Raw genomic sequence first — 26,091 nt, 5'->3', positions numbered from 1 at the left:
GGGCCGTGCGGTGATCGATGGTATGAGGTCGAGGTGGTCCGGGCCACCTGTTCGACCAACGATTCCCGAGGTGTCGGGGTGCGCGGTTGTTCGTGTCGGGGTCACTCCACGGCCACCCTCCGGTCCTCCGGCGCTGCCAAGGTCGGCGCACCATGTCGACACCGCACCGCTCGCCGTACGGCTCACCGCGCCGCCTGAGCCTGCTCGGCTCGGCCCTCGCCGCCCTGCTCACGGCGGTGGCCGTGTGCGCCGGGGACGCCGTGGCCCGCGTCTTCCCGTACGGACCGCGCCACCGCAGCATCAACGACCTCGGCAATCAGTTCGTCCCCTTCCACGCGCACCTGTGGGACCTCCTGCACGGCCGTGCGGAGGGCGGGCTGCTGTTCAACTGGCAGTCCGGATACGGCACGAGCTTCCTGCCCGATCTCGGGACCTATCTGACCAGCCCGTTCTCCGTGCTGGTCGGGCTGTTCCCGCGCGCTGACATAGACCTCGCGGTGTACGTGGTCACCGTGCTCAAGACGGCGGCCGCCGCGGCGGCGATGACCTGGCTGCTGCGCACGCAGCGCCGCGGGGCCTGGTGGGCGGCGGGGCTGCTCGGGGCCTCGTACGCGCTGTGCGGCTGGTCGGTGATCGAGGCCTCCTACAACCCGATGTGGCTCGACGGGCTGATCGCCTTCCCCCTGCTGTGCCTGACCGGTGAATGGGCCCTGCGCGGACGGCGGATCGTACTCGCGCCGCTCGTCGTGGCCGTCTGCTGGACGGCGAACTTCTACACCGGCTACATGGCGACGCTGGGTGCGGCGCTGGTGCTGCTGGTACGGGTGGTGCTGACGCGGGAGGGACTCCGGACCCGGCTGACGGTGGTCGGGCGGGCGGCCGGGACGACCGTGCTGGGGATCGCGCTCGCGGCGCCGGTCCTGGCGCCCCTGTTCCTCAGCTCCGGGCAGGCGTACCCGGGCTGGGTCAAGGAGTTCGAGCCGGTGTCCTGGGCGGACCTCTTCGCCCGGCTGCTGCCCGCGACGTACTCCTTCTCCTCCCCCGCCGTCTTCGTGGGCACCGGGACGCTGCTGCTGGTGGCCGCGCTGCCCTTCCACCGGGCCGTGCCGCCGCGCACCCGGCTGGCGTGGGCGGGGCTGACGGCGGCCGTGGCGCTCTCCCTCCAGTGGGCGCCGACGCACCTGGCCTGGCACCTGTTCGCGACCCCGAACGGAAGCCCGTACCGGCAGACCTTCGTGCTGGCCGGGATCGCCGTGATCGCCGCCTGGACCGGCCTGGCGGCGGGACTGCCGGGCCCGCGCGCGCTGGCGGCCGGGGCGGGCGTGCTGGCGGCCGCGGCGCTGTGGGCGCGCGGGAGCACGCTGGTGACGGCCTGGGGGTACGTGCTGTTCTGCGGCGGGCTGGCGCTGGCGGCCGCGGGCTGGTGGGCGCTGCGCCTGCGCCGGCGCCGCCTGGCGCTCCCGGCGGCCGCGCTGCTGGCGGCCGTGCTCGTCGGGCAGGCGGCCGCCACGACCGCGTACGGGCACAAGGGCAAGCTGGGCGGTCTCGACGACTACCCGTCCTGGTCCCCGGCGCACACCGCGCGCGCCGGGGTCCTGGCCGGCGCCGAGGGCTGGCCGGCGTACCGGACCGACCCGAGCCGGCCGGCCCTGACGGGCAACGACCCGATGCTGCTGGGCGGGGAGGGCGGCTCGTACTACAGCAGCCACACCCCGGAGGTGTTCACCCGGACGATGGTGGCGCTGGGCGCGGGCTGGACCTCGCGCGGGCGCAACGTGCAGAGCATCGACAGCCCGGTGACGGACGCCGTCTTCGCGGTCGGCGCCCGGCTGCGGCCGGACGGCACGATCGCCCGCGCCGAGGTGCCCCCGCTGGTCACGACCCGGCCGCCGGGCGCTCCCGCCGGCTACGGCGACTCCCCCTTCGCCAACCAGGAACTCCTGCTGGGCGCGCGGGTGTACGAGGATCCTCTCGCGCCGGGTGTCTGCCGCTCGGGCACGGAGGCGTACCTGTGGGCGCCGGAGTACAACGCGACGGCACGCCTCGCCGGCGGCCCGCCGCTGCGGCTGAATGGCAACGCCCCGCGCAACCGGGCGGCCGTCCAGCCGCTGGGCGTCTCGCGGGGGGAGTCCTCACCACTGGTCTTCGACCAGGCCGCGCCCGCGCGGTGGGCGCTGTCCTGCCTGGACCGGGGCCGGCTGGCCGCGGCCGTGGACCGGCTGCGCGCCACGGCCGCCTCCTCCGTCGCGGTCGGCTCCGCGGAGGTCCGGGCCACGCTCCCGCCGGGCAGCACGGGCACGGCGGTCCTGTCGGTCCCCGCGATCGCGGGATGGACCTGCAACGACCGCCCGGCGTCGGCGTATCTGGGCCTGGTCGCGGTCCCGCTGGAGCCCGGCACCACCCGCCTGGACTGCACCTTCCGCCCCCCGGGTCTCGTCCCGGGCACGGCCCTGGCCGCGCTGGCCCTGGCGGTCGTCCTGGCCCTGGCCCTCAGGCAGCGGCGTCAGCGGACCTGACCGAGCCAGTGCAGGGTGCGGCGGACCTCGCCCGGGAAGGGGTGGTTCGGGCCGTGCAGGCGCTCCGCGTCGAACAGCAGGCGGGCCAGGGTGTCGTGGGCCGCCTGCCGGTCGCCGAGGGAGAGCAGCAGGTGCGCTATCCGGCGCCGGACCTCCAGGGGGAGGCCCGGGTCCGGGTTGGCGTAGTGGTTCTCGAAGAGCGGCAGCAGCGAGCGGTACTCGGCGAGGGCCGCGGCCGGTTCGCCGAGCTGTTCCAGGCACTGCGCCGAGTCGTAGCGGAAGCGCAGCGACTGCGGGTCGCCGGCCGGGAACTCGTCGGCGAGGCGGCGCAGTTCTGGCAGGGCGCGGCGGTACTGGCCGTCGTCCATCAGCGTGGCGGCGTACTGCTTGCGCAGGGAGCGGACCACCGGCGAGTGCTCGCCGTGCTGGGCGGCGGCGGCCGGGAGGATACCGCCGAGGATGTCGCCGGCCTGGGTCAGCTGCCCCTGGTCCAGCAGCTTGCGCGCCTCGTCCACGGCCGCGGGGATGTCGGGCTGCTGCTTCGGCGGGGAGGTCGGCTGGGGCGGGATCACCGTGGCCCGGTCCGGCCAGGGGGCGTGCGGGCGCAGGAAGGGGCGGGTGGGGTCGAGCGGGCCCGAGGGAGCGCGGCCGCCACGGGCGGGCAGCAGCGGCGCGAGGGCCTCGTAGACCTCCTGCGCGGACGCCGGGCGGTCCTGCGGGTCCTTGGCCAGCAGGCGGAGCAGGATCGCCTCCAGCTCCGCGGGGATCTCCGGGCGCTTCGGGCGGATCGGGGCCGGGGGCTCGTACAGGTGGCGGTGGAGCACGCCCAGGGCGGTGGAGCCGGCGAACGGGACGTTGCCGCTGAGGAGTTCGTACAGCAGCACGCCCAGGGCGTAGAGGTCGGTGTACGGGCCCACCGCGCCGCTCATGGCCTGCTCGGGCGCCATGTACGCGGGGCTGCCGATCGGCGTGCCGGTGCTGGTGAGGCGGGTGGTGTCGGTGTCCATCACCGAGGCCACACCGAGGTCCAGGACCAGGACGGTGCCGTCCGGGCGGACCATCACGTTGCGCGGCTTCAAATCGCGGTGGACGATCGGCACCGCGTGCACGGCCGAGAGGACCGAGCACAGCTGCGCGGCGACCGAGACCGCCCACGGCCAGGGGTACGGGTCGTGCTGGGCGAGGTGGTCGGCGAGGTCGGTGCCCTCGACGTATCCCATGACGAGGAACAGCTCGTCGCCGTCACTGCCCGCGTCGTGCACGGTGACCAGGCCGGGGTGGTCGACCTGCGCCGTGACCCGGCACTCGCGCACGAAGCGGCGGCGCAGTTCCTCGGCGACGGTGCCGGGGCCGGCGACCTTGTCGGGGCGCAGCAGTTTGACGGCGACACGGCGGTCCAGGCGCTTGTCGTACGCCGTCCAGACCTGGCCCATGCCGCCCTGTCCCAGGATGCTCGCCAGCTGGTAGCGGTCTCCGATGAGCCGGTCGGTCACTGATTCGGGTCCTGGATCGCGGTCGTGTTCGGGTCCTTGTAGGGGCCGCCGGGCGGCGGGGTCTGCTTGCGCAGCAGTTCGCTGAGCTCGTCGAGTTCGGCGCGGACCTGCCCGATGCGCGGGGGCGGGGTCGGCTGCGGCGGGACCTGCGGGACCTGCGGCGGCAGGGGCGCCGGGGCGGGCACCTGGGCGGGCGGGTAGCCGTAGGCGGGGCGGGCGGGCTGCGCCGGGTACCACTGCGCGGAGGGGACGGCGGCCCGCTTCTCGTAGTGCCGGATGTCGGCGACGAGGAAGTAGACGCAGGTCGCGAAGCCGGTGATGAGGGTGCCGAAGGCCCCGGTGTTGCCCTGCCAGCCGTCGGTTTCGGGGGTCGGGTCGAGACCGATCAGCACGACCCAGCTGACGGAGAGCACGAAACTGACGGCGAGCAGCGTCCAGTCGCGGGCGGCGCGGGTCAGGATGGCGAGTCTCAGCATCGTGGCCCAGGCCAGGAAGCCACAGCTCAGGATCGGCAGCAGCGTGAACAGCACGCGCAGGGTCACCACGCCCCCGTTACCGGGCTGGTGACCATGCTGCGGCGGGTAGCCGGGGCCGTGCATCGGTGCTCCTGACAGGCCGTGCGGAAAGGTTTTCAGGGTCTGAGCGTATACAGCGATTCCGGCCATGGTGAGGGGATGTGCCCAACCGTTGCACGGTCGCCGCACAGGCCGTCTGAGCAGCGGCTTCCGGACCCCGGCGAGCAGACCACCCCAAACGGGCTTACCGTCGCAAACGGGATACGTGGAGGCCGGGAGTCCGCAGTGCGGGCTCCCGGCCCCCACGACTGTCAGGAACCGAGGATGGTGGCGAGGAACTCCCCCGTCCAGGCCAGTAGTTCCCGCCCGACCAGCGGCTTCCCGCCGATCTTGCCGGTCTTCGGGCGCGGGATGAGCACCTGGGAGGTGGCGGGCTTGAGCACCGCCCCCGGGTAGAGCCGCTTCAGGCGCAGCTCCTGCGACTCGCGCAGTTCCACCGGCCCGAAGCGGATGTTGGGGCCCTGGAGGGTGATGTCGGCGACCCCGCAGGCGCGGGCGAGCATCCGCAGCCCGGCCACCAGCAGCAGGTTCTCCACCGGCTCCGGCAGCTTGCCGTAGCGGTCGGTGAGTTCCTCCCGTACGGCCTTGACGTCCGCCTCGGAGTTCGCCGAGGCGATGGACCGGTACGCCTGCAGGCGCAGCCGCTCGCCCGGCGCGTAGTCGTGCGGGACGTGCGCGTCGACCGGCAGCTCGATCTTGACGTCCAGCGGCGGCTCCTCCTCCGCCCCGCCCTCCACGGCGGCCCGGTAGTCGGCCACGGCCTCGCCGACCATGCGGATGTACAGGTCGAAGCCGACGCCCGCGATGTGGCCGGACTGCTCGCCGCCGAGCAGGTTGCCCGCGCCGCGGATCTCCAGGTCCTTCATGGCCACGTACATGCCGGCGCCCATCTCGGTGTGCTGGGCGATCGTCGCGAGCCGCTCGTGCGCGGTCTCGGTCAGCGGCTTCTCCGGCGGGTACAGGAAGTACGCGTACCCGCGCTCGCGGCCGCGGCCCACGCGCCCGCGCAGCTGGTGCAGCTGGGAGAGGCCGAAGTTGTCGCCGCGCTCCACGATCAGGGTGTTGGCGTTGGAGATGTCGATGCCGGACTCGACGATCGTCGTCGACACCAGCACGTCGAACTTCTTCTCCCAGAAGTCCACGACGACCTGCTCCAGGGCCTGTTCGGACATCTGGCCGTGCGCGGTCGCGATCCGCGCCTCGGGCACGATCTCGCGCAGCTTGGCAGCCGCCCGGTCGATGGACTCGACCCGGTTGTGGATGTAGAAGCACTGGCCCTCGCGCAGCAGTTCACGGCGGACGGCCGCGCCGATCTGCTTCTCCTCGTACGGGCCGACGAAGGTGAGCACCGGGTGCCGCTCCTCCGGCGGGGTGGTGATCGTCGACATCTCGCGGATGCCGGTCACCGCCATCTCCAGGGTGCGCGGGATCGGGGTCGCGGACATGGTGAGCACGTCCACGTTGGCGCGGAGCTTCTTCAACTGCTCCTTGTGCTCGACGCCGAACCGCTGCTCCTCGTCGACGATGACCAGGCCCAGGTCCTTGAACTTCGTCTCCTGCGAGAAGAGGCGGTGGGTACCGATGACCACGTCCACCGACCCCTCGCGCAGGCCCTCCAGGGTGGCCTTGGACTCGGTCTCGCCCTGGAACCGGGACAACGCCTTCACCTTGACCGGGAACTGGCTGTAGCGCTCGGAGAAGGTGCCGAAGTGCTGCTGCACGAGGAGCGTCGTGGGGACGAGGACGGCGACCTGCTTGCCGTCCTGGACCGCCTTGAAGGCGGCGCGCACGGCGATCTCGGTCTTGCCGTAGCCGACGTCGCCGCAGATCAGCCGGTCCATGGGAACGGACTTCTCCATGTCCTCCTTGACCTCGGCGATGGTGGTGAGCTGGTCGGGCGTCTCCGCGTACGGGAAGGCGTCCTCCAGTTCGCGCTGCCAGGGGGTGTCCGGGCCGAAGACGTGGCCGGGCGCCGCCATGCGCGCGCTGTACAGCTTGATGAGGTCGGCGGCGATCTCCTTGACCGCCTTCTTCGCGCGCGCCTTGGTCTTGGTCCAGTCTGCGCCGCCGAGCCGGTGCAGGGTCGGGGCCTCGCCGCCGACGTACTTGGTGACCTGCTCCAGCTGGTCGGTGGGGATGTAGAGGCGGTCGCCGGGCTGGCCGCGCTTGGCGGGGGCGTACTCGACGAGGAGGTACTCGCGGGTCGCGCCCTGGACGGTGCGCTGCACCATCTCGATGTAGCGGCCGACGCCGTGCTGCTCGTGGACGATGTAGTCGCCGGCCTCCAGGGTCAGCGGGTCGATCGTCTTGCGCCGCCGGGTCGGCATCCGGCCGAGGTCCTTGGTGGCGGTGCGCTGCCCGGTGAGGTCGGTCTCGGTGAGGACGGCCAGCTTGAGGACCGGGTCGACGAAGCCGTTGTCGATCGAGCCGCAGGCGACGTGCACGATGCCCGGCTCCAGCGCCCGCAGGTCCGCCTCCAGGCGGGCCGCGATGCCCTCGCCGCCGAGCACCTCGACCGTACGGACGGCCGGGCCGTGGCCCTCGGTGAGATAGACGGTGTGCCAGCCGTCGGCGATCCAGCCCTTGGTGTCGGCGAGCGCGCGGGCGGTGTCGCCGCGGTAGGCCTCGGGGGCGTGCATGCCGAGCTTGAGGACCGCCGGCTCGCCGGCTGTTGTCGCTGTGCCGCCGATCGCCTCGTCGGCGGCGAAGGGGGAAACCGACCACCACATCATGCCGAGCTCGCGCGCGTGCTCCCGTACGTCCGCGATCCCGCGCAGCGAGGCCGCGCCGACGTCGATGGGGGCCTCGCCGCCGCCCGCGGTGGCGGCCCAGGAGGCCATCAGGAATTCCTGGCTCGTCGCGACCAGGTCGGCGGCCCGGGTCCGTACCCGCTCGGGGTCGCACACGACGGCCATCGACCCGGCGGGCAGGACGTCGATCAGCAGCTCCATGTCGTCGACCAGGACCGGGGCCAGGGACTCCATGCCCTCGACGGCGATCCCCTCGGCGATCTTGTTCAGCAGCTCGCCGAGCTCGGGGTGGGCCTCGGCGAGGGCCGCCGCCCGCTCCCGTACCTCGTCGGTCAGCAGCAGCTCGCGGCAGGGCGGGGCCCACAGGCCGTGCTCGGCGACCTCCAGCGACCGCTGGTCGGCGACCTTGAAGTAACGGATCTCCTCGACCTCGTCGCCCCAGAACTCGATGCGCAGCGGGTGTTCCTCGGTGGGCGGGAACACGTCGAGGATGCCGCCGCGCACGGCGAACTCGCCGCGCTTCTCCACGAGCTCCACGCGCGCGTACGCGGCCGCCGCCAGTGCCCGGGTCACCTCGCCGAGGTCGACGCTCTGGCCCTGCCGCAGGGCCACGGGCACCAGGTCCCCGAGCCCCTTGACCTGCGGCTGGAGCACGGAGCGGATCGGCGCGACGACCACGGAGACGGGCCCGGCGGCCGGGTCGTCCTTGCTCGGGTGCGCGAGGCGGCGCAGTACGGCGATCCGGCGGCCGACGGTGTCGCTGCGCGGGCTGAGCCGCTCGTGCGGGAGCGTCTCCCAGGACGGGTAGTCCACCACCTCGTCGGGCGAGGGCATGAGCGAGCGCAGCGCGGCGGCCAGGTCCTCGGCCTCACGCCCGGTCGCGGTGACCGCGAGGACGGTCCGCCCGGTCTGCCGGGCCAGCGCGGCGATCGCGAAGGGCCGCGCGGCGGCGGGCCCGACCAGGTCCACATGCATGCGGTTGCCGTCCCCGGCCGCGGTGACCGCCTCGGCGAGGGCGGGATCCCGGGTGACGGCGTCGAGCAGTCCGTGCAGGCTCATGTAGAGGCTTTCCATCCGGTGAAGGGGCAACGCGAAGGACCCGACACGTCGCACGGGCCGGGGGTTCCCACCCTACGACGCCCCCTGGCCCCACGCGCGGGGGATTCGGGTCACCCGCAGGGGTGATGGAGCTGGCGCCCACTGGGCCGACCTGATTACGCTTGGTCCAGCAGTTAGTCCATGTCTGCCCTGGAGACCCCATGGAAGCCCGGCAGTACAACGTCCACGAGGCGAAAACGAACTTCTCCAAGATCCTGGAGGCGGTCGCCACGGGCGAGGAGGTGATCATCAGCAAGGCGGGCGAGCCCGTCGCCAAGGTGATCCCGCTCGCGGGGAAGGTCCGGCGCACGGATTACGGCTCCCTTGCGGGCCGGATCAAGATCGCCGACGACTTCGACGAACTGCCCGACGGATTCGCCGAGGCATTCGAGGTCGACGCGTGAAGCTCCTGCTCGACACGCACGTCGTCCTGTGGTGGATGAACGGGGAGCTTCCCGACGAGACGCGGGAGCTTCTCGGGCGTGAGCTCACGGTGTACATGAGCGCCATCACGCCCTGGGAGATCTCCGTGAAACAGGCCGTGGGCAAGCTCACCAGCACCGAGGATCTGGCGATGCAGGCCTGCAACACGCAGTTCCAGGCCCTGCCCATCGACGCCCACCACGGCGTCCTGGCAGGCAAGCTGCCCCTCCACCACAAGGATCCGTTCGACCGCATGCTGATCGCCCAGGCCCAGAGCGAAGGGCTGACCCTCGTCACCCGTGACAAGTTCATCCCGCTCTACGATGTCCCGGTACTGACCGTCTGAGCTCGCCGCGTCGCTTTCCGCCGGAGAGACGTCGACCGGCCTAGGAGCACGAGTCCGTGACGAGCGATGCGATAGCCCGCCCGGTGCCCGCGCCCCGCGCGCCCGTGACGGCGGCACGGGCGTGGTGGCCCGGGCCGTACGTGGTGGCCGGCGGGCTGTTCCTCGTCTACCTCGTGCTGTCCGTCGGGCGGTTCCGGCGGATGGAGTGGGCCTCCTGGGACCTGGGCATCTTCGAGCAGGCGATCCGCGCGTACGCGCACCTGCAGGAGCCCGTCGCCGATCTGAAGGGGCCCGGGGCCAACATCCTGGGGGACCACTTCAGCCCGGTCATCGCCCTGCTCGCCCCCGTCTACCGGATCTTCCCCGGCCCCGTCACCCTGCTCGTCGCGCAGGCCGCGCTGTTCGCGCTCTCCGCCGTCCCCGTCACCAGGGCGGCCGGGCGGTTCCTCGGCCGGCCCCGCGGGCTCGCCGTCGGAATCGCGTACGGGCTGTCGTGGGGGATCCAGCGGGCCGTCGAGTTCGACTTCCACGAGATCGCCTTCGCCGTGCCCGTGCTGGCCTTCGCCCTGGAGGCGGTGCTCGCCCGGCGCTGGCGGGCCGCCCTGCTGTGGGGGCTGCCGCTGCTCCTCGTCAAGGAGGACCTCGGTTTCACCCTCGCCGCCCTGGCCGTGGTCGTCGCCTGGCGGGCCCGGCCCACCCACCGGCGGGCCGCCGCGGCCGCCCTCGGCGTCGCCGTCGCCGCCACGGTCCTCGCCGTCCTGGTGTTCACCGTCTTCATACCGGCCTTCGCCACGGCGGGCTACGGCTACTGGGACAAGATCGACGGTGCGGGCCCCCTCGACGGCATCGGCACCAAGCTCACCACCCTGGCCTGGGTGCTGATCCCGACCTCCGGGCTGCTGGCCCTGCGCTCGCCGCTGCTGCTGGTCGCCGCCCCCACCCTCGGCTGGCGGTTCCTGTCCGGCGACGACCACTACTGGTCCACCGACTGGCACTACAGCGCCGTCCTCATGCCCGTCGTGGCCCTCGCCCTCGTCGACGCCATCGACACCGCCCGGCGCGGCGCGCGGCCCTGGCTGCGCGCGTACGCCCTCCAGCTGCCCACCGCCGTCCTCGCCGCCGGCCTCGCCCTCAGCGCGACCAGCCTGCCGACCGAGAAGCTCGCGCAGGCCCGTACGTACGAGAAGCCCGCCCGGGTCACCGCGATCGAGGAGCTCCTCGCCCGCATCCCCGACGGTGCGACGGTGGAGGCCGACACCGGCCCCCTGACCCGGCTGACCTCCCGCTGCCGCGTGCTGTGGATCGGCGGCAGCAAGGGCGTCGTCCCCGACTGGATCACCCTGGACAACTCCTCCAAGTGGGCCGGCGAGGACCCGACCGGCTACGCCCGGCAGCTGCACCCCGGCGAGCGCTTCGCCCTCGTGGGCGAGGCCGAGGGCGTCGTCCTCATGCGCCACGAGTGACGCGGCTGGAACGACGCCGGTCCGGGACCCCAAGGTCCCGGACCGGCGCCTTCCCCCGTTCCCCCGTGTTCCCCCGTGCTCCCCCGTACGACCGCGGCGGCAGGTACTGCTCCTACTCGCTCGCGATCGCGTTCAGTACGTTCATCCGCCCCGCCCGGAAGGCCGGGACCAGTGCGGCGAACAGGCCCACGAAGGCCGAGGCGGCGAACACCCCGAGGATCGTCGGCCACGGGATCTCCAGCACCTTCAGTCCCTCCAGCGCGAGCAGCTGCTGCGCGGTGGCGCCCCAGCCCATGCCCAGCCCGAGGCCGAGCAGGGCGCCGAAGAGGGCGATGACCACCGACTCCAGGCGGATCATGCGGCGCAGCTGGCGGCGGGAGAGGCCGATGGCGCGCATCAGGCCGATCTCGCGGGTCCGCTCGACCACCGACAGGGCGAGGGTGTTCACGACGCCCAGCACCGCGATGACGATGGCGAGGGCGAGGAGCCCGTAGACCATGTTGAGCAGCTGGCCGACCTGGTCCTTCAGGGACTGCTTGTAGTCGGCCTGATTGCGCACCTTGTACTGCGGGTACTCCGCCAGCGCCGACTTGACCGCCGTGTACGCGGCGGCATCGGACTGCCCGTCCTTCGCGCTGGCCAGCAGCATGAAGGGGCGCGGCATCCGGTCGGCCGGGACGTTCGCCTCGGCGACCGCCGTGCTGACGTACTTCATGGTCTTGTCGAGGCTGCCCTCGTCGCTGGTGATCGCCGCGACCTTCAGCTTGACGGTGTTGCCGCCGGTGAAGGCGACCGTCAGCTCGTCACCGAGCTTGATGTGGTGCGCGGTGGCGTACTCCGAGCCGACCGACATCGAGTCCTTGCCGTACGCCGCCGCGTGCTCGCCGGCGATCATCTTGCGGCGGATGTCCTTGGCGTACGTCGGGTCGGTGGCGCCGAGTCCCACCGTCTCGGTGGCGCCGTCGGGTGCGGTGACCTTGGCGTCCACCTCGCGGTAGGCGGTGACGTGGTCGAGGCCGGGGCTGGCCCGCAGCGCCTGCTCGACCTGCGGCATGACGGGCTGCCCCGTCTCGGAGTCGACGATGTAGTCCGCGCCGACCGACTTGTCGAGCTCGTCGGTGGCGGAGGCCACCATCGAGGAGCCGACCACCGACAGGCAGGCGACGACCGCGAGGCCGATCATCAGCGCGGCGGCGGTGGCGCCGGTGCGGCGCGGGTTGCGCAGGGCGTTGCGCTCGGCGAGCCGGCCCACGGACCCGAAGGGCCGCAGCACCACGCCGGAGAGCGCCCGCACCACGCCCGCGGCGAGCAGCGGGCCGATCACGATGAAGCCGATGAGGGTGAGGACGACACCGAGGCCCAGCCAGAGCGATCCGGGTCCGGCCTTCTCGGCGGCCGTGGCGAGGTAGAGCCCCGCGCCGCCGATGCCGGTGACGACCAGGCCGAGGACGGCGCGGACGACGCCGGCCTTCTTGTCGCCGGGGGTGCCCGATTCGCGCAGGGCGGCCATCGGGGAGACCTTGCCGGCCCGGCGGGCCGGGATGAAGGCGGAGACGAGGGTGACGAGGACACCGAGGGTGAGACCGGCGACCGGGGTGTACCAGGCGACCGTCAGATCGTCGGTGGACAGGTGCATGCCCATCTGGCCCATGAGCTTCATCAGCCCGACGGCCAGGCCCACGCCGGCCCCGATGCCCAGGACCGAGCCGACGACGCCGAGGAGGAAGGCCTCGACGATGACGGACTTGAGGACCTGTCCGCTGTCGGCGCCGATGGCGCGCATCAGACCGATCTCGCGGGTGCGCTGGGCGACCAGCATGGAGAAGGTGTTGAAGATCAGGACGATGCCCACGAGGAACGCGATCAGGGCGAAGCCGTACATGGCGTACTTCATGACGTTGAGGAAGGAACCGACGTCCTTGCGGTTGGCGTCCGCGGCTTCCTTGGCGGTCTGGAGCTTGTAGGTGTCCGCGCCGACGACGGTGGCGACGTTCCGCTTGAGCTGCTCGTCGCTCACCCCGTCCTTGGCGGTGACGTTGACGTGCGTGAAGGAGCCGGTGGCGCCGAGCAGGTGCCGCTGGGCGGTCGGGGTGTCGAAGTAGACGACGGCCGCGCCCGGGTTGGTCACGGTGAAGGTGGCGATACCGGTGACGGTGGCGCGGATGTCACCGGTGACCGCGATGGTGCGCAGTTCGTCACCGAGCCCCAGGTGGTGCTTGTCCGCGGTGTCGGCGTCGACCATCACCTCGGTCGGCCCGCGCGGGGCGTGACCGGCGGTGATCTTCATGGACTTCAGCTCGTTGTCGGTCCAGTTGCCCGCGATGGTCGGGGCGCCGGTGGTCGAGCCCATGTTCTCGTTCTTGGAGTTGACGACCGTGACGGACATCGAGACGACGCCGCCCTCGGCGCTCTTGACTCCCTCGGCCTTCGCCACCTGCTCCACGACCGGGCCGGGCAGCATCTCGGGCTTGCCGCGGTCCGGGGTCTCCTCCCCGCCCTCCGCGGCCTTGGGGCTGACGGTCACGTCGGAGCTGGTGACGGCGAACAGCTTGTCGAAGGTGGTGTTCATGGTGTCGGTGAACACCGTGGTGCCGCAGACGAAGGCGACGGAGAGCAGGACGGCGACGGCGGACAGCGCCATCCGTCCCTTGTGCGCGATGAAGTTGCGCCGGGAGGTCTTCAGGACGGTGTTGCTCACGAGGTCCGCCCGCGCGCGTCGAAGTCCTTCATGCGGTCCAGGACCTGCTCGGCCGTGGGCCCGTACATCTCGTCGACGATCTGGCCGTCGGCGAGGAAGATGACGCGGTCCGCGTACGAGGCGGCCACCGGGTCGTGCGTGACCATCACGATGGTCTGGCCGAGCTCGTCCACCGAGCGGCGCAGGAAGCCGAGTACCTCGGCGCCTGCCCGCGAGTCCAGGTTTCCGGTCGGCTCGTCGCCGAAGATGATCTGCGGGCGGGCGGCGAGGGCGCGGGCGACCGCCACGCGCTGCTGCTGGCCGCCGGAGAGTTCGGTCGGGCGGTGCTTGAGGCGGCCTGCCAGGCCGACGGTCTCCACGACCCGGTTCAGCCACTGCGCATCGGGCTTGCGGCCCGCGATGTCCATGGGGAGGGTGATGTTCTCCAGGGCGTTCAGCGTGGGCAGCAGGTTGAACGCCTGGAAGATGAAGCCGATCCGGTCCCGGCGCAGCTGCGTGAGCTTCTTGTCCTTCAGCCCGGTGATCTCGGTGTCGTCGAGGTGGATCTGCCCGCTGGTCACCGTGTCGAGACCGGCGAGGCAGTGCATCAGCGTGGACTTGCCGGAGCCGGAGGGGCCCATGATCGCGGTGAACTGGCCGCGGTGGATGTCCACGTCCACCGCGTCGAGGGCCACGACGCGCGTCTCACCGGAGCCGTAGGCCTTGACGACCTTCCGCGCCCGGGCCGCGACGGCTGCGTGCCCTCCCGCGTCCCCGTGCCTGGTTTCGGTCATAGCCGTTGTCACGGTGTTTCTCCTTCTCGTTCTGCGTGCGTCGCCGTCGTGAAGTCTGTTGCGCGGCGGGATCCGGCGCGCTGGTGCCCATCGCCGTATCCGTCCGGGGGTTAACCCCACCCCCGGGCTCCCGGCCCATGTGAACCAGTTAAGGACGCGCCGGGATCCGTCTCCTCATCCGCCGGGACGAAAGACCCCTGGCCCGTTGTGCGGAGCGTCCCCTAGGGGTTCTCCACCCTTCGGGGGAGCTGCTCTGGGGGATACCGCCGGATACGGCGGCGGTGAGAAGGTGTTCCCCGCATGTGCGTGCAGGGGGAAGGAATCTTCGTGGGGTCTGGGGAGAGAGCGGACGACAGTCCGGACGGCATATCCGGGGGGAGCGACGGCCCGTCCGGGAGCACGGTTTCCGCCAAAGGCGCGGGGCCCGGCAGCACGGCATCGGGGGGCACGGCAACGGCGGCGCCGGGGCGTCCGCCCGCCCCCGTGGTCGCCTCGCTGATGCTCGGCATGGCGCTCGTCGCCCTCGACAGCACCATCGTCGCCACCGCCGTCCCCCAGATCGTGGGCGACATCGGCGGGTTCTCCGTCTTCTCCTGGCTCTTCTCCGGCTACCTGCTGTCCGTCACCGTCACCCTGCCCGTCTACGGGAAGCTGTCCGACACGTTCGGCCGCAAGCCCGTGCTGCTCTTCGGCATCGGCCTCTTCCTCGTCGGCTCGCTGCTGTGTGCGGTCGCCTGGAACATGGCGGCCCTCATCGCCTTCCGGATCATCCAGGGCCTGGGCGGCGGCGCCCTCCAGGGCACGGTCCAGACGCTGGCCGGCGACCTCTATCCGCTCAAGGACCGGCCGAAGATCCAGGCCCGGATGTCCACCGTCTGGGCCACCTCCGCCGTCGCCGGCCCGGCCCTCGGCGGGCTGCTCGCCTCGTACGCGCACTGGCGCTGGATCTTCCTGATCAACCTGCCGCTGGCCGCGCTCGCCCTGTGGATGATCGCCCGTCACCTGGCGGAGCCCGTACGCTCCCCCGGGCGCCGGGGCCCGGTCGACTGGGCGGGAGCGCTGGGCATCTTCGCCTGCGGCGGGCTGCTGCTGTTCGCGCTCGTCCAGGGCGGGGTCGCCTGGCCCTGGCTGTCCGCGCCCTCGCTGGGGCTGCTGGGCGCGAGCGCCGTGCTGGCCGTGGTGGTGGTGCGGATCGAACGCCGGGCCGAGGAACCGATCCTGCCCGGCTGGGTGTGGCGCCGGCGCACCATCGCCGCCGTCAACCTGGCCATGGGGGCGCTCGGCCTGCTGATGGTCGCCCCGATGGTGTTCATGCCGACGTACGCCCAGTCCGTCCTCGGCCTCGGGCCCGTCAGCGCCGGGCTGGTCATGTCCGTGATGACCCTCAGCTGGCCCATCACCGCCGCCTTCAGCCAGCACGTCTACCGGCGCATCGGCTTCCGGAACACCGCGGCCGTCGGGATCGCGCTGGCCGCGGTGATCCTGTACTCCTTCACCCTGCTCCCCTATCCCGCGCGGCCCTGGCAGCCCGCGCTGATCATGCTGCTGCTGGGCGGCGCCCTCGGCATCTTCCAGCTCCCGCTGGTCGTCGGGGTCCAGTCCACCGTCGGCTGGGCGGAGCGCGGGACCGCGACGGCCTCGGTGCTGTTCTCCCGCCAGGTCGGCCAGAGCATCGGCGCGGCCCTGCTGGGCGCCGTCGCCAACGCCACCATCGCCGCACGGCTGGTGCACGCCCCCATGCCCGGACTGCCGGACAACCTGGACGACGTGTCGAAGGCCCTGGACCAGCCGGGGCTGCTCCCCCAGGCCGCCGCCGACTACCTACGCGAGGCCGTGGCCGCCGCCGTGGACCACATCTTCCTCGGCGCGACGGGCGCGGCCGTGGCCTCGCTGCTGGTCCTGCTGCTGGTGGCGCCGCGGAGGTTCCCGGTGCTGCCGGAGCAGAGCGAGGAGTAACGGGCCGCCGGAGAAGCCGACTTGTCATGCTCCCCGTCAACGGGTAAGCCTGGGGCACAACCGTTTCCGGGGGGACGACGACATGGCATCCGCACTCTTCGCACTGGCGTTACTGGCCGCACTGGCCGGGCCGCTCGCCCGGCGGCTCCACCGCCACCCGGGCTTCGTCACCGGCCGCGACGGCCGGCTCTCCACCTCCACGGTGCTCGCCCTGGCCTGGACGGTGGTCCTGGTCTGGCTGCTGCTCACGACCCTCGTCTACGGGCTCACCGCGGGCGGCGGCATCGGCTGGTTCCAGGGCGAGCACGGCCCGCTGTCCTCACTGACGACGGTGTACCTGCCGCTGCTCGGGGGCCCGTACGCGGCCCTGATCGCCGCGAAGACGGTGGTCGGCATCCGCGTGGAGAACGGCAGCATGGCCAAGCCCGCGCCGAAGCCGACGGCCACGGGCCGCCGCCCGCTGCGTGAGCTGATCGCGAACGACAGCGGCCGGACCGACCTCGTGGACCTCCAGTACGTCGCGCTCAGCGCGGTCACGATGCTCTACGTCGTCCTGTTCTTCCTCTCGGACGTGGGCGCCGGGCTCCCCCACCTCCCCGCGGAGATCTGGGCCCTGACGGGCGCACCGGCGGGGGCGTACCTGGTGAACAAGATGGCCACCCGCGCGAACCCGGTGATCACGAACGTCACGGTCGCCGACGGCCTGCTCAGGGTCGAGGGCGGCGGCTTCACGGACCCGCGCCTCACGGTGGACGACACCGCGCTCCCCACCACCCCGGACGAGGTGACGGGCGCCCTGACCACCCCCCTGCCGCCCGCGGCCCACCCCCCGTTCACGGTGGTGGTCACCTCCCGCGGCCTCCGCAGCGACCCGTACCGCTACGAGCCCCCGACCCCGACGGTCCCGGCCCAGCAGGGCCCCCGGCCGGCCTGATCCGGCCCCGCCGGCGTTGAGGCGGGGACCGGCTCCGCGCAGCGGCTCCCGCGCCCCCGGCTACGGGAGCTTGTGCCGCGCGTAGTAGCGGGCCACCCGAGCCCGGTTGCCACAGGCCGACGCCACGCACCACCGCCGCCGCGGATGCAGCGGAAGGAACAGCAGGACGCAGTCCTCCGCCTCGCAGCCGCGAACCGACGCCACCCGCGGATCCGTCAGGAACTCCGCGACCGACTCGGCCAGTTCGGCCGCGAGCCGCCGCGCCGGGGCGGCCACCCGGTGCGCAGCCGCCGTCAGGCCCGCCTCCGCGCTCCAGGCCAGCTCACGGCGCGCCGGCGCCCCGGCCATGGCCTCGTTCAGCGCGCGCAGCGCATCGCCCGGCGGCCGCTCCCCGCACCGCACGGCCGCGAGCGCCGGCCGCGCGGCCTCCCGCACGGCCCGTACGGCGGCCACCTCGGCCGCGCCCACGTCCCCGACCGGGGTCAGCCGGCCGGCCTGCTCGGCCAGCCACCGCGCGAGACCCGCCGGCTCGGCGACGAGGTCGCCCGCGGCGGTCAGGGTGTTGAGGAGGTCCAGGGCGAGGGGTTCGCCGGTCAGCGGAAAGTCCGTCACGCAACTAATGCTACCTGAAGCACTTGACCCGTTAGTGATCCACAGGCAAGACTAATGGGACCAAGCCACCAGGAGGCATGTGATGCTCACGTCCGTCCAGCACCGAACCGTCGACGTGGACGGCGTGCGCGTCGCCTACCGCGAAAGCGGTCCCGCCGACGGCCCCGTCCTGCTGCTCCTCCACGGCTTCCCCACCGCCTCGCACCAGTTCGCCCGCCTGATGGACGCCCTCGGCGACACCCCGTACCGCCTGATCGCCCCCGACTACCCCGGCTTCGGCCGCACCGAGGCCCCGGACGGATTCACGTACACCTTCGACCGGCTCGCCGACGTCGTGGAGGGCTTCACCGACGCCCTCCGCCTCGACCGCTTCGCCCTGTACGTCTTCGACTTCGGCGCCCCCGTCGGGCTGCGGCTCGCCACCCGCCGCCCGGACCGCGTCACGGGCCTGATCGTCCAGAACGGCAACGCGTACGAGGAGGGACTCTCGGACGCGGCCCGCGAGTTCGCCGGTCTGCGGCGCGACGTGCCGGGCAACGAGGACCGTATCCGGGGGCTCTTCACCCTGGAGGGCACCCGCTTCCAGTACGAGACCGGGGTCGCGGACCCCGCCCTGATCTCCCCGGACAACTGGACGCTCGACGTCCACTACCTCGGCCTGCCGGGGCGCGCCGACGCCCAGGCGGACCTCGCCTTCGACTACTCCTCGAACTTCGCCCACTACCCTGCCTGGCAGGCCTGGCTGCGCACCGCGAGGCCGCCGGTCCTGGTCGTCTGGGGCGCGGGCGACCCCTTCTTCACTCCGGCGGGAGCGAAGGCCTACCTCCGGGACGTCCCGGACGCCGCCGTCCACGTCTTCGACGGCGCGGGCCACTTCGCCCTGGAGACCCACCTCCCGGCCATCGCCCCCCTGATCACCACGTTCCTCGCCGAACTCCCGTAGGCGGGGGGCGGGCGGGCCGCTGCGCGGGGCGATTCCCCCACCCCGCCCCTTCCCGAAACCGGGCTCTGCCCGGACCCGCGCCCCAAACTCCCCCAGCTACCGCTGGGAGGTGCCCCCGGACGGAGTCTGGGGGAGGTAGCCGGGGGAGTTTGAGGCGTGGGGGTCCCCCCGGACGGAGTCTGGGGGAGGGTCCGGGGCGGAGCCCCAGGAAACGGGCCGCCGGGTCAGCCCTCGGCGGGGGCGCGGCCCGTCAGGGCTGCCAGGCTCGATCGGACGTGGTTCATGTGCGCCCGCATCTCCTCCTGCGACTCCGCGTGCTCCCGCAGGATCCGCTCCGTCTCCCGACCGACCCGCTCCTCCGCCACCCGCGCCTCCGCCACCAGCTCCGCGGCCAGCGCCTCCGCGTCCTCCTGCCCGTGCCGCGCCGACTCCTCCGCCTCCGCGAACCCCCGCCGCGCCTCCGCCAGCCGCCCCTCCGCGTACCGCTCCGACTCATCCGCCCGCGCCGCGAACTCCGCCTCCCGCGCCGCCAGCTCCCGCTCGGCCGCCTCCCACCGCTCCGCGTGCTCCTGCTCGAGCTCCGCGAGCAACGCCTCCGACCGCCGCCGCATCTCCGCCAGCGCGGCCACCGCCTCCGCCCGCCGGCCCTCCGCGTCCGCCCGCGCCTCCGCCCGCGCCTCGTCCGCCTCCCGCTGCGCCCGCAGCAGCCCCTGCCGGGCCCGGACCTCCGTCTGCTCGCGCACCGCCTCCGCGTCCGCCCGCGCCAGCCCCGCCGCCCGGTCCGCGTACGCCTCGGCCGCGCCCAGCGTCGCGGACGCGTCCGCCCGCGCCTCCTCCCGTACGCAGTCCGCCTCCTCCTGCGCCAGCAGCAGGATCCGGCGGGCGCGCTCGCTCAGGTCCTCGTACGTCTGCGGAGCCAGCACGGACACCGCCTCGCGCAGCCACCCCGCCTCCGCCTCCATCTGCCGCGCCAGGACGGTCAGCCGGGCCACGCGCTCCCAGGCCTCGTCACGGCTGCCGGAGAGCCGCGCGAGATACCGGTCGACCTCATCCGTGCGGTAGCCGCGGCCGCGCACAGTGGCAATGGGTGCACTCATCCTGGAAGCGCCTCTCTCGCGGGGATTCCTGTCAAGGATGCGCCATTTGCTCCCAGAAGCCGGAATGGCCGGGCCGAGACCCCGTTCAGGGGTCTCGGCCCGGCCACTCAACTGATCATCCGATCAGAGCAGTCCGTCCCACATCTGCTCCAGCAGCACCGACCACCAGCTCTCCGGAGAGGCCAGCGCCGCGCTGTCCAGCCCCGCCAGATTCGCCTGGAAATCGACGGTCCAGCGACCCGCCTGTTCCGGCGTCAGATGCTGGCGCAGCCGCCACATTTGACCCAGCATCGCGAGGGACCGTACGAACTGCGGCAGGCTGGAGTTCACGAACTGCGGCGGTACCGGGGCACCGCCCGGACCGCCCTCCACCGGCACCGCCACGATGTGCGCCGTGCCGTACTGCACGCACAGCGCCTTGCCGAAGTCGCTGCCGACGACGAGGTACGAGCCCGCGTCCGACGCCGGCGCCACCTGCCGCTGCGCGGCCATCTCCGCCAGCGTCGGCACCGGCTGGCCCGGTACCGCCTGCGCCCAGAAGAACGGCCCGAAATCGACGGGCAGGCCCGACCACATCAGCGTCTGCGCCACGATCTCCGGCACACCCTGACGGGACACCGCCCGCTGGTCGAAGCGGAACACGCCCTGCGGGCCGAACGCCCCCGCCAGCTCCTGCGCGATCGCGTCCAGCGGGATCGCCGGCTGGAGCGGGACCTGCGGCAGCGGCACCCGTACCGGCGCCGGGCGCGCCGGGCCGTCCGCCACCTGGTGCAGCTCCCCCTGATGGGTGAGCAGGTGGCGCATGCCCTGCTGACGGCCCGCGTGGTCCTTGCCGTACGGGGCCACGCTGGTGATCCGCACCTGCGGCCAGGTCTCCCGGATCATCCGGGCGCAGTAACCGCCGGGCAGCTCACAGGACTCCAGCTCGGTGTGCAGCTCCAGCACCTGCTGCGGCGGCACGTTCATGGCGCGCAGCTCGTGCAGGATCTGCCACTCGGGGTGCGGGGTGCCGGGCGCGGAACGGCGGATGAGCTGCTGCTCGGAGCCGTCGGGCGCGCGGTAGCGCAGGACGGCCTGGTAGCCGGGGCCGACCGTGGGCGCACCGGTGGGCGCCGGGGGCTGCGCGACGGGGCCGGCCGGCGGCGGACCGGGAGGACCGGGCTGCGCGGGCGGCTGACCCGTCACGGCGGGACCGGCGAGCATCGTCGCGGCATGGTCGATCCCCGCACCGGGAACGCCGGGCGCACCCGGAGCACCGGGAGGCGCCGGCGGCTGACCCGTCACGGCAGGGCCGGCGAGCATCGTCGCGGCATGGTCGAGCCCACGGCCACCGGAACCCCCGGGAACCCCCGGCGGACCAGGAGGACCGGGCGGCTGCGGCACTCCGGCACCCGGAACCCCGGGCGGACCGGGAGGCGCCGGCGGCTGACCCGTCACAGCGGGACCCGCGAGCATCGTCGCGGCGTGGTCGAGCCCACGGCCACCGGAACCCCCGGGGACCCCGGGCGGACCGGGCGGCGTCGGCGGCCGCCCCGCGCCCGAACCCGCCGCACCGGCGTCGGGGCCACCCTGCCGGGAGAGCGGCCGGGAGATCTGGGCCTTGCTCGTCGGCGCGTCGGCGATGCTGCCCGCCTCCGGAGCCAGCGCCGGCACGACGGCGGTCCGCGGCAGCTGGCTGCCGCCCGGCATCAGCGTGGTCTTCGCCTCCGGGGCCACCCCGGACGACGGCGCCTCGTCCAGGTCCGAGCCGGACAGCGGCGGCGCGAACACGGTCGCGGGCAGCGGCACGGACGCGTCGTCCGCACCGGGGTTCACATCGGTCCCGGCCCACGGCGTGGCCCCGGTCGGGACGGCCGCCGGAACAGCCGCCGGAACCCCGTCGTTGGCGGTCGGCTCGTACGGGACCTCGCCCCCGCGCCGCAGCGGCACCGCGTCCACAGGCGCCGGAGCCGGAACCGGCTCCGGAGCGGCGGCAACAGGCTCCACGGGAGCGGGAACCGGAGCCGGTGCCGGGTCGGCCGGAGCCTGAGCCGGCGAAGACGGAGACGGAGACAAAGACGAAGGCGAGGCCGCGGACGAAGACGCGGCAGCCGGAATCCCCGCCCGGTCCGCGGCCTCCTGCAGCCACTCCGGCGGGCTCAGCATGAACGACGTCTGCTCCGAGTCGATCCGCGGCGGCGGAACCGAAGCCTCCGAAACCGCCGCGGCAGCCGTCGCCCCGTACTCCTCCTCGTACCGGCGGATCACCTCACCCACCGGCAGCCCCGGCCACAGCGTCACCTCACCGCTGTCCCGGGCGATGACCAGCCGCTGCCGGCCGCCACCCGACACCGGACCGGCCGCGCGGTCCTCCGCCCACACCACGAACCCCAGCCCGAACTCCCGTACGCGCACCTCGCGGTGCTGGTACGCGGGCACGTCACCGTTGATCCATTCCTCGGCGCGCTCCTGCGCCTGCGCAAATGTCACCACCGCGCCGTCACCCCTCATCCGAACCGGCACGCACCACCGGAACCGGCCCCGCCACGGGAACCGAGCGCGCGAATCCGCCGTCCACCATCAGACCGGCCACCGTCTCAAGCTCCGGCGGGTTGCCCGCCAACCGCTCCAGAAAGGCGTCGAAATCACCGCCGCACGGCAACAACAGCCGCTCCACGCGCTCCTGCACCGACCAGCCGTCCTGGTCGCGCGCATCGTCGTACGGGGAGAACCACACCGAACCGATGCCCTCGCCCTTCACCTTCAGGGCGAGCAGACCGCCCTGCACGAAGGCCACGCACAGGTAGTCCTTCGTCAGGTGGTCCCGCAGACACTTGTTGACGTACACCAGGTCGTTGACCGCCACCTCCTCACGCACCGTGAAGAACGGCTGGTCCACCAGCAGGCCGAGGTCCACGTCCAGCGCGGCGCCGACCGGCGCGCAGCCGCCCGCGGCCTTCAGGAACGAGCGGTACGCCTCCGGCAGCCGGTAGCCGAGGTCCTCCTCGACTCCCTGCACCTGCTGCTCCGAGACCGACACCACGGACTTCGGCAGTCCCAGATGCGCCGGGCGCAGCTCCTGCAACGGCCGCGTCCCGCGCTTGGTGTGGTCCACCGGCGCCGTCGCGAGCCCCGCGTGATGCCGCAGCAGGGCCTTCACCTCGACCGGGACCAGCTCCATGCGCCGCGAACCCGACACGTGGTGCCAGGTCCAGCCGTGCGGGGTGGCCACCGGGCCGACCGTGTCCCACAACTCGTGCCCGGCCGCCCGCATCGCGGCGTTCGCGGACACGTAGTCCGTCAGCCGCAACTCGTCCACGCCGAAGCCCTCCGGCGGCTCTGCGATCTCCACCGCGGCACGCGCGTACGCGGAGAAGTCCGGATGCCCGTTGCCGCCCATCCGCACTCCGTGGGGATGCCGAGCGGCCCGGACCGGGTCCGGGAAATGCACGACCTGCCCCGAATAAGCGGCGTTGGGTGGCGCGGCCTGCTGCCCGAGCCGACCTGTCGTCATGGCGGTAGCCCCCTGCTGGATCTGGCTGGTTCACCACAGCCTATGCGCTGGGGCAAGGGGCTCACCCGCGCACGACCGGCACACCCGGCCGCGGGCCGGGAACATCCGAATTGATACGAATATTCGACCCCGCTTCCGCATGACAGGTGACATTTGGCAGGCTGTCCCCGCAGCACGGGGGCGTGCGCGACAGCGGCCACCACCGCCGCCACGGGAGGGAAAGCGCGACCATGCACCACACGGCAACACGCACAGATCCGGCCGACGCCACCCCGGGAACCCCCGGACCGTCAGGACCGCCCGCACCACCGGCACCGCCGGGACCACCCCCACCGGTGGGACCGCCCGTACCCATGCCACCACCGGCCACGGCCGCCGAACCCGGCGGCCCCGCAGGCGACCCCCGCCTGCGCTGGAGCACCACCGACGGCCGCCCCGCCGCGCCCGTCCTGCGCTTCCGCCGCGACGGCATCCTCCCCACCGTCGCCGCCGCCCTCTCCGTACGCGGCGAAACCCTCACCGGCACCGCCGGCAAGGCCGACCACCCACCCGTACTCCACCCCCTCGTACAGGACTTCCTCGACACCCTCACCAGCGGCCAGCGCGAACGTTTCACCGGCCGGTGCCCGGAAGCGATCCTGCTCTCCCGCCACCTGGCCGCCATCGAGAGCGCCCGCTCCCGGCGCGCCTCCCGCAAACCCCTCTCCCCGAGCGAAGCCCGCCGCTCCCTCAAACACGCGAAGATCACCGCCCGCCGCATCCGCGAGGACGGCGACCCCCTCCACGGCAGCTACGCACCCCCCTGCCGCTCCTGCGACGCACTCCTCGCCCACTTCGGCGTACGCCCCGTCGACCTCACCCCCTCCGAGTAGCCATGACCACCGCCTCAGCCTCCTACGACCGCTCCTCGGCCACCCGCTTCCCCGTCGCCGTGGACTCCGCCCTGCGCACCGCCGGCTGGGAGCCCGGCCGCTGGGACATCAAGCAGGCCGAGTTCTGGGCCGACGCCCTCCGCGACCACACCACCCCCGCCGGACACCGCCACGAGGTCTTCCCCGCCGCCGTGGAAGCCTGGGCCGAATTCGGCGGCCTCACCGTCAACGCCCCCGGCCCGGGCCGCCAGATAGCCCCCGTCGCGATCCGCCTCGACCCGCTCACCGGCCTGCACCTGGCCCGCACCTTCGCCGACCTGGGCCGCGCCCTGTCCACCCAGCTCTGCCCGCTCGGCGTCGAGGCCGACGGGAGCTCCCACCTCGCCATCGACCGCGAAGGCCGCGTCTACGGCATCGACCACACCGGCGACTGGTACCTCGGCGGCAGCCTCGACGAAGCCCTCACCCTCCTCCTCACCGGCCTCCAGCCGACCCGCCTCACCACCGGCCAGGACCCCTCGTCGTAGCGGCGATCCGATCCCCGGACCGCCGGATCCCCGGATCCCCGGCCGCCCGCGCCACCTGGGACACGACCGGACAGGGCCCCGAACCACCACAGAACCGAGACCCGGAACCGAGACCGAGACCGAGACCCAGCCACCACCCGCCCTAGGGACAGCGGCCCGGCAGCACCGCCGACACCTTGAAACCACCCGCGTCCGTCGGACCCGACACGAAGACCCCGCCCAGCCCGAGCACGCGCTCCCGCATCCCGACCAGCCCGTTGCCCCCACTGGGCAGACCCGGCTCCGCGACCTTCCCGTCGCACGGCCCGTTCTCCACCTGCATCGCCACCTCCCCCTCCCGGTGCGCCAGCCGTACGGTCACCCGCGCGCCGGGAGCGTGCTTGTGGCAATTGGTGAGCGCCTCCTGCACCACGCGGTACGCCGTCTGCTCCACCTCCGCCGCATACGCCGCCCCCTCGCCCTGCACCACCATCTCCACCGCCATCCCGGCCGCCCGCGACTGCCCGACCAGCACCTCCAGCTCACCGAGCGAGGGCCCGTCCTCGAAACTTCCCACGTGGGGGTACCTCCCTGGGGGTCCCCCCGGACGGAGTCTGGGGGAGGTAGCTGGGGGAGCCACGGGCGCGGCGGCCGCGACGGCCACGACCGGCCGCACCGGCTTCTCGGCGGCCCGCAGCACCCCCAGCATCTCCCGCAGCTCCGTCAGCGCCTGCCGGCCCATGTCCCCCACCAGCGCGGCGTTCTTCGCGGCCCGCGCCGGATCCTTGGCCGCGATCGCCTCCAGCGCCGCCGCGTGCACCACCATCAGCGACACCCGGTGCGCCACCACGTCGTGCATCTCCCGCGCGATCCGGGTCCGCTCCTCCGTACGGGCCCACTCGGCCCGCTCCTCCGCCCGGTCCGCCAGCAGCGACAGCTCCCGCTCCAGCGAGTCCGCCCGCTCCTGCAGGCTCTCCATCAGCCGCCGCCGGGCCCCGATGTACAGCCCGAACAGCACCGGCGGCACGGTCAGCGCCACCGCCACGAACCCGGACAGCGCGACCACGAGCAGGTGGTCGGCCTCGACATCACCCCTGGTCCGCAGGTACATCACCACGAACGTCGCGGCCAACGACATCGAGGCCAGCGTGGCGATGATCCGCCGCGGCACCTCGGAGGAGGCCAGCGTGTACAGCCCCACCACCCCGAGCAGGAACCCCATCGCGGCCGGGGCCACGGCGATCCCCACCAGCACCACGGCGACCGGCCACCGCCGCCGCAGCACCAGCACGGCCCCCACGACGAACCCGAACAGCACCCCGACCGCGGTCGGCACCCCGGCCTGGCGCGCGAAGCCGACGCCCTCCCACGCGCACTCCAGCGCGGACACCCCGCCGAGCACCACGTCCCACACGACATCCCGCCGCCGCGCCCACCACAAAGGCGGCCCAGCGCGGCCTTCCACTTCCCCCGTACTGGTCATGCCGTCCAGCGTACGCAGCGCCCTCAGCACGGACGGGGTGGAAATTCCAGCAAACCCCCG

At 73.1% G+C, this 26,091-nt stretch carries 19 protein-coding genes; 9 read left to right on the top strand and 10 right to left on the bottom strand.

Annotated features, from left to right (window positions below; translation table 11 throughout):
• Nucleotides 1-152 precede the first annotated feature (152 nt).
• A complete protein-coding gene (locus ACGFYQ_RS29415; protein WP_393749066.1) occupies nt 153-2,516 on the top strand; it encodes a YfhO family protein in 2,364 nt (787 codons plus the stop codon).
• Here ACGFYQ_RS29415 and ACGFYQ_RS29410 read toward each other — a convergent pair.
• From ACGFYQ_RS29410 to mfd, 3 genes are all read right to left on the bottom strand, one after another.
• Complete coding sequence (locus ACGFYQ_RS29410) at nt 2,504-4,009, bottom strand: protein kinase (RefSeq protein ID WP_393749064.1); 1,506 nt, start codon at nt 4,007-4,009, stop codon at nt 2,504-2,506. The genes ACGFYQ_RS29415 and ACGFYQ_RS29410 overlap by 13 nt on opposite strands.
• Nucleotides 4,006-4,608 carry a hypothetical protein gene (locus tag ACGFYQ_RS29405; RefSeq protein ID WP_393749062.1) on the bottom strand — a complete coding sequence of 201 codons (603 nt, stop codon included), beginning with the start codon at nt 4,606-4,608 and terminating at the stop codon, nt 4,006-4,008. The genes ACGFYQ_RS29410 and ACGFYQ_RS29405 overlap by 4 nt, the downstream gene beginning before the upstream one ends.
• A gap of 227 nt (nt 4,609-4,835) precedes the next feature.
• Nucleotides 4,836-8,393, bottom strand: coding sequence for a transcription-repair coupling factor (mfd, locus tag ACGFYQ_RS29400; RefSeq protein WP_393749060.1), 3,558 nt, complete (start codon nt 8,391-8,393; stop codon nt 4,836-4,838).
• 200 nt (nt 8,394-8,593) lie between these two features.
• Here mfd and ACGFYQ_RS29395 point away from each other — a divergent pair, with 200 nt between their 5' ends.
• From ACGFYQ_RS29395 to ACGFYQ_RS29385, 3 genes are read left to right on the top strand one after another with little or no spacing between them, the layout of a single operon-like run.
• Nucleotides 8,594-8,836 (top strand): type II toxin-antitoxin system Phd/YefM family antitoxin, encoded by a 243-nt coding sequence (locus ACGFYQ_RS29395; RefSeq protein WP_393749058.1) that lies wholly within the window; start codon nt 8,594-8,596, stop codon nt 8,834-8,836.
• Nucleotides 8,833-9,201 carry a type II toxin-antitoxin system VapC family toxin gene (locus tag ACGFYQ_RS29390; RefSeq protein ID WP_393749056.1) on the top strand — a complete coding sequence of 123 codons (369 nt, stop codon included), beginning with the start codon at nt 8,833-8,835 and terminating at the stop codon, nt 9,199-9,201. Before ACGFYQ_RS29395 ends, ACGFYQ_RS29390 begins: the two co-directional genes overlap by 4 nt.
• A 56-nt stretch (nt 9,202-9,257) precedes the next feature.
• Entirely contained in the window at nt 9,258-10,664 is a 1,407-nt protein-coding gene (locus ACGFYQ_RS29385) for a DUF2079 domain-containing protein (protein WP_393749054.1), read from the top strand.
• Between the two features lie 112 nt (nt 10,665-10,776).
• On the opposite strand, the gene ACGFYQ_RS29380 is transcribed toward ACGFYQ_RS29385, so the two are convergent.
• Together ACGFYQ_RS29380 and ACGFYQ_RS29375 are read right to left on the bottom strand one after the other, a co-directional pair.
• The gene (locus tag ACGFYQ_RS29380) at nt 10,777-13,305 is read right to left on the bottom strand and encodes an ABC transporter permease (protein WP_393749219.1); all 2,529 of its coding nucleotides are present in this window, start codon (nt 13,303-13,305) and stop codon (nt 10,777-10,779) included.
• A 53-nt stretch (nt 13,306-13,358) separates the two neighbouring features.
• A complete protein-coding gene (locus tag ACGFYQ_RS29375; RefSeq protein WP_393749052.1) occupies nt 13,359-14,135 on the bottom strand; it encodes an ABC transporter ATP-binding protein in 777 nt (258 codons plus the stop codon).
• Between the two features lie 498 nt (nt 14,136-14,633).
• On the opposite strand from ACGFYQ_RS29375, the gene ACGFYQ_RS29370 reads away from it, so the two are divergent.
• Nucleotides 14,634-16,091, top strand: a complete 1,458-nt coding sequence (locus tag ACGFYQ_RS29370) for an MFS transporter (protein WP_393749217.1) — start codon at nt 14,634-14,636, stop codon at nt 16,089-16,091.
• A gap of 82 nt (nt 16,092-16,173) precedes the next feature.
• On the top strand, nt 16,174-17,025 hold the full coding sequence (locus tag ACGFYQ_RS29365) for a hypothetical protein (RefSeq protein ID WP_393749050.1): 852 nt from the start codon (nt 16,174-16,176) through the stop codon (nt 17,023-17,025).
• Nucleotides 17,026-17,085: 60 nt separating this feature from the next.
• Here ACGFYQ_RS29365 and ACGFYQ_RS29360 read toward each other — a convergent pair whose 3' ends face one another.
• Nucleotides 17,086-17,637 (bottom strand): CGNR zinc finger domain-containing protein, encoded by a 552-nt coding sequence (locus ACGFYQ_RS29360; RefSeq protein ID WP_393749048.1) that lies wholly within the window; start codon nt 17,635-17,637, stop codon nt 17,086-17,088.
• A gap of 82 nt (nt 17,638-17,719) precedes the next feature.
• Here ACGFYQ_RS29360 and ACGFYQ_RS29355 point away from each other — a divergent pair, with 82 nt between their 5' ends.
• Nucleotides 17,720-18,580 (top strand): alpha/beta fold hydrolase, encoded by an 861-nt coding sequence (locus ACGFYQ_RS29355; RefSeq protein WP_393749046.1) that lies wholly within the window; start codon nt 17,720-17,722, stop codon nt 18,578-18,580.
• Nucleotides 18,581-18,804: 224 nt separating this feature from the next.
• Here the strand turns inward: ACGFYQ_RS29355 and ACGFYQ_RS29350 are convergent, their stop codons facing one another.
• The 3 genes from ACGFYQ_RS29350 to ACGFYQ_RS29340 form a co-directional block, all read right to left on the bottom strand.
• A complete protein-coding gene (locus tag ACGFYQ_RS29350) occupies nt 18,805-19,677 on the bottom strand; it encodes a cellulose-binding protein (RefSeq protein ID WP_393749044.1) in 873 nt (290 codons plus the stop codon).
• 123 nt (nt 19,678-19,800) lie between these two features.
• Nucleotides 19,801-22,149, bottom strand: a complete 2,349-nt coding sequence (locus ACGFYQ_RS29345) for an SUKH-4 family immunity protein (RefSeq protein WP_393749042.1) — start codon at nt 22,147-22,149, stop codon at nt 19,801-19,803.
• Between the two features lie 7 nt (nt 22,150-22,156).
• The gene (locus tag ACGFYQ_RS29340) at nt 22,157-23,170 is read right to left on the bottom strand and encodes an SMI1/KNR4 family protein (RefSeq protein WP_393749040.1); all 1,014 of its coding nucleotides are present in this window, start codon (nt 23,168-23,170) and stop codon (nt 22,157-22,159) included.
• A gap of 353 nt (nt 23,171-23,523) precedes the next feature.
• On the opposite strand from ACGFYQ_RS29340, the gene ACGFYQ_RS29335 reads away from it, so the two are divergent.
• Together ACGFYQ_RS29335 and ACGFYQ_RS29330 are read left to right on the top strand one after the other, a co-directional pair.
• Nucleotides 23,524-24,042, top strand: coding sequence for a YwqJ-related putative deaminase (locus ACGFYQ_RS29335; protein WP_393749038.1), 519 nt, complete (start codon nt 23,524-23,526; stop codon nt 24,040-24,042).
• 2 nt (nt 24,043-24,044) lie between these two features.
• On the top strand, nt 24,045-24,569 hold the full coding sequence (locus ACGFYQ_RS29330; protein ID WP_393749036.1) for an SUKH-3 domain-containing protein: 525 nt from the start codon (nt 24,045-24,047) through the stop codon (nt 24,567-24,569).
• Between the two features lie 142 nt (nt 24,570-24,711).
• Here ACGFYQ_RS29330 and ACGFYQ_RS29325 read toward each other — a convergent pair whose 3' ends face one another.
• A complete protein-coding gene (locus tag ACGFYQ_RS29325; RefSeq protein ID WP_393749034.1) occupies nt 24,712-26,031 on the bottom strand; it encodes a sensor histidine kinase in 1,320 nt (439 codons plus the stop codon).
• Nucleotides 26,032-26,091: the final 60 nt, after the last annotated feature.

It is taken from the genome of Streptomyces sp. NPDC048258 (assembly GCF_043201995.1).
GTDB lineage: Bacteria > Actinomycetota > Actinomycetes > Streptomycetales > Streptomycetaceae > Streptomyces.
The sequence above is the reverse complement of the archived record's forward strand: the minus strand, read 5'-3'. Positions and strand labels throughout refer to the sequence as shown.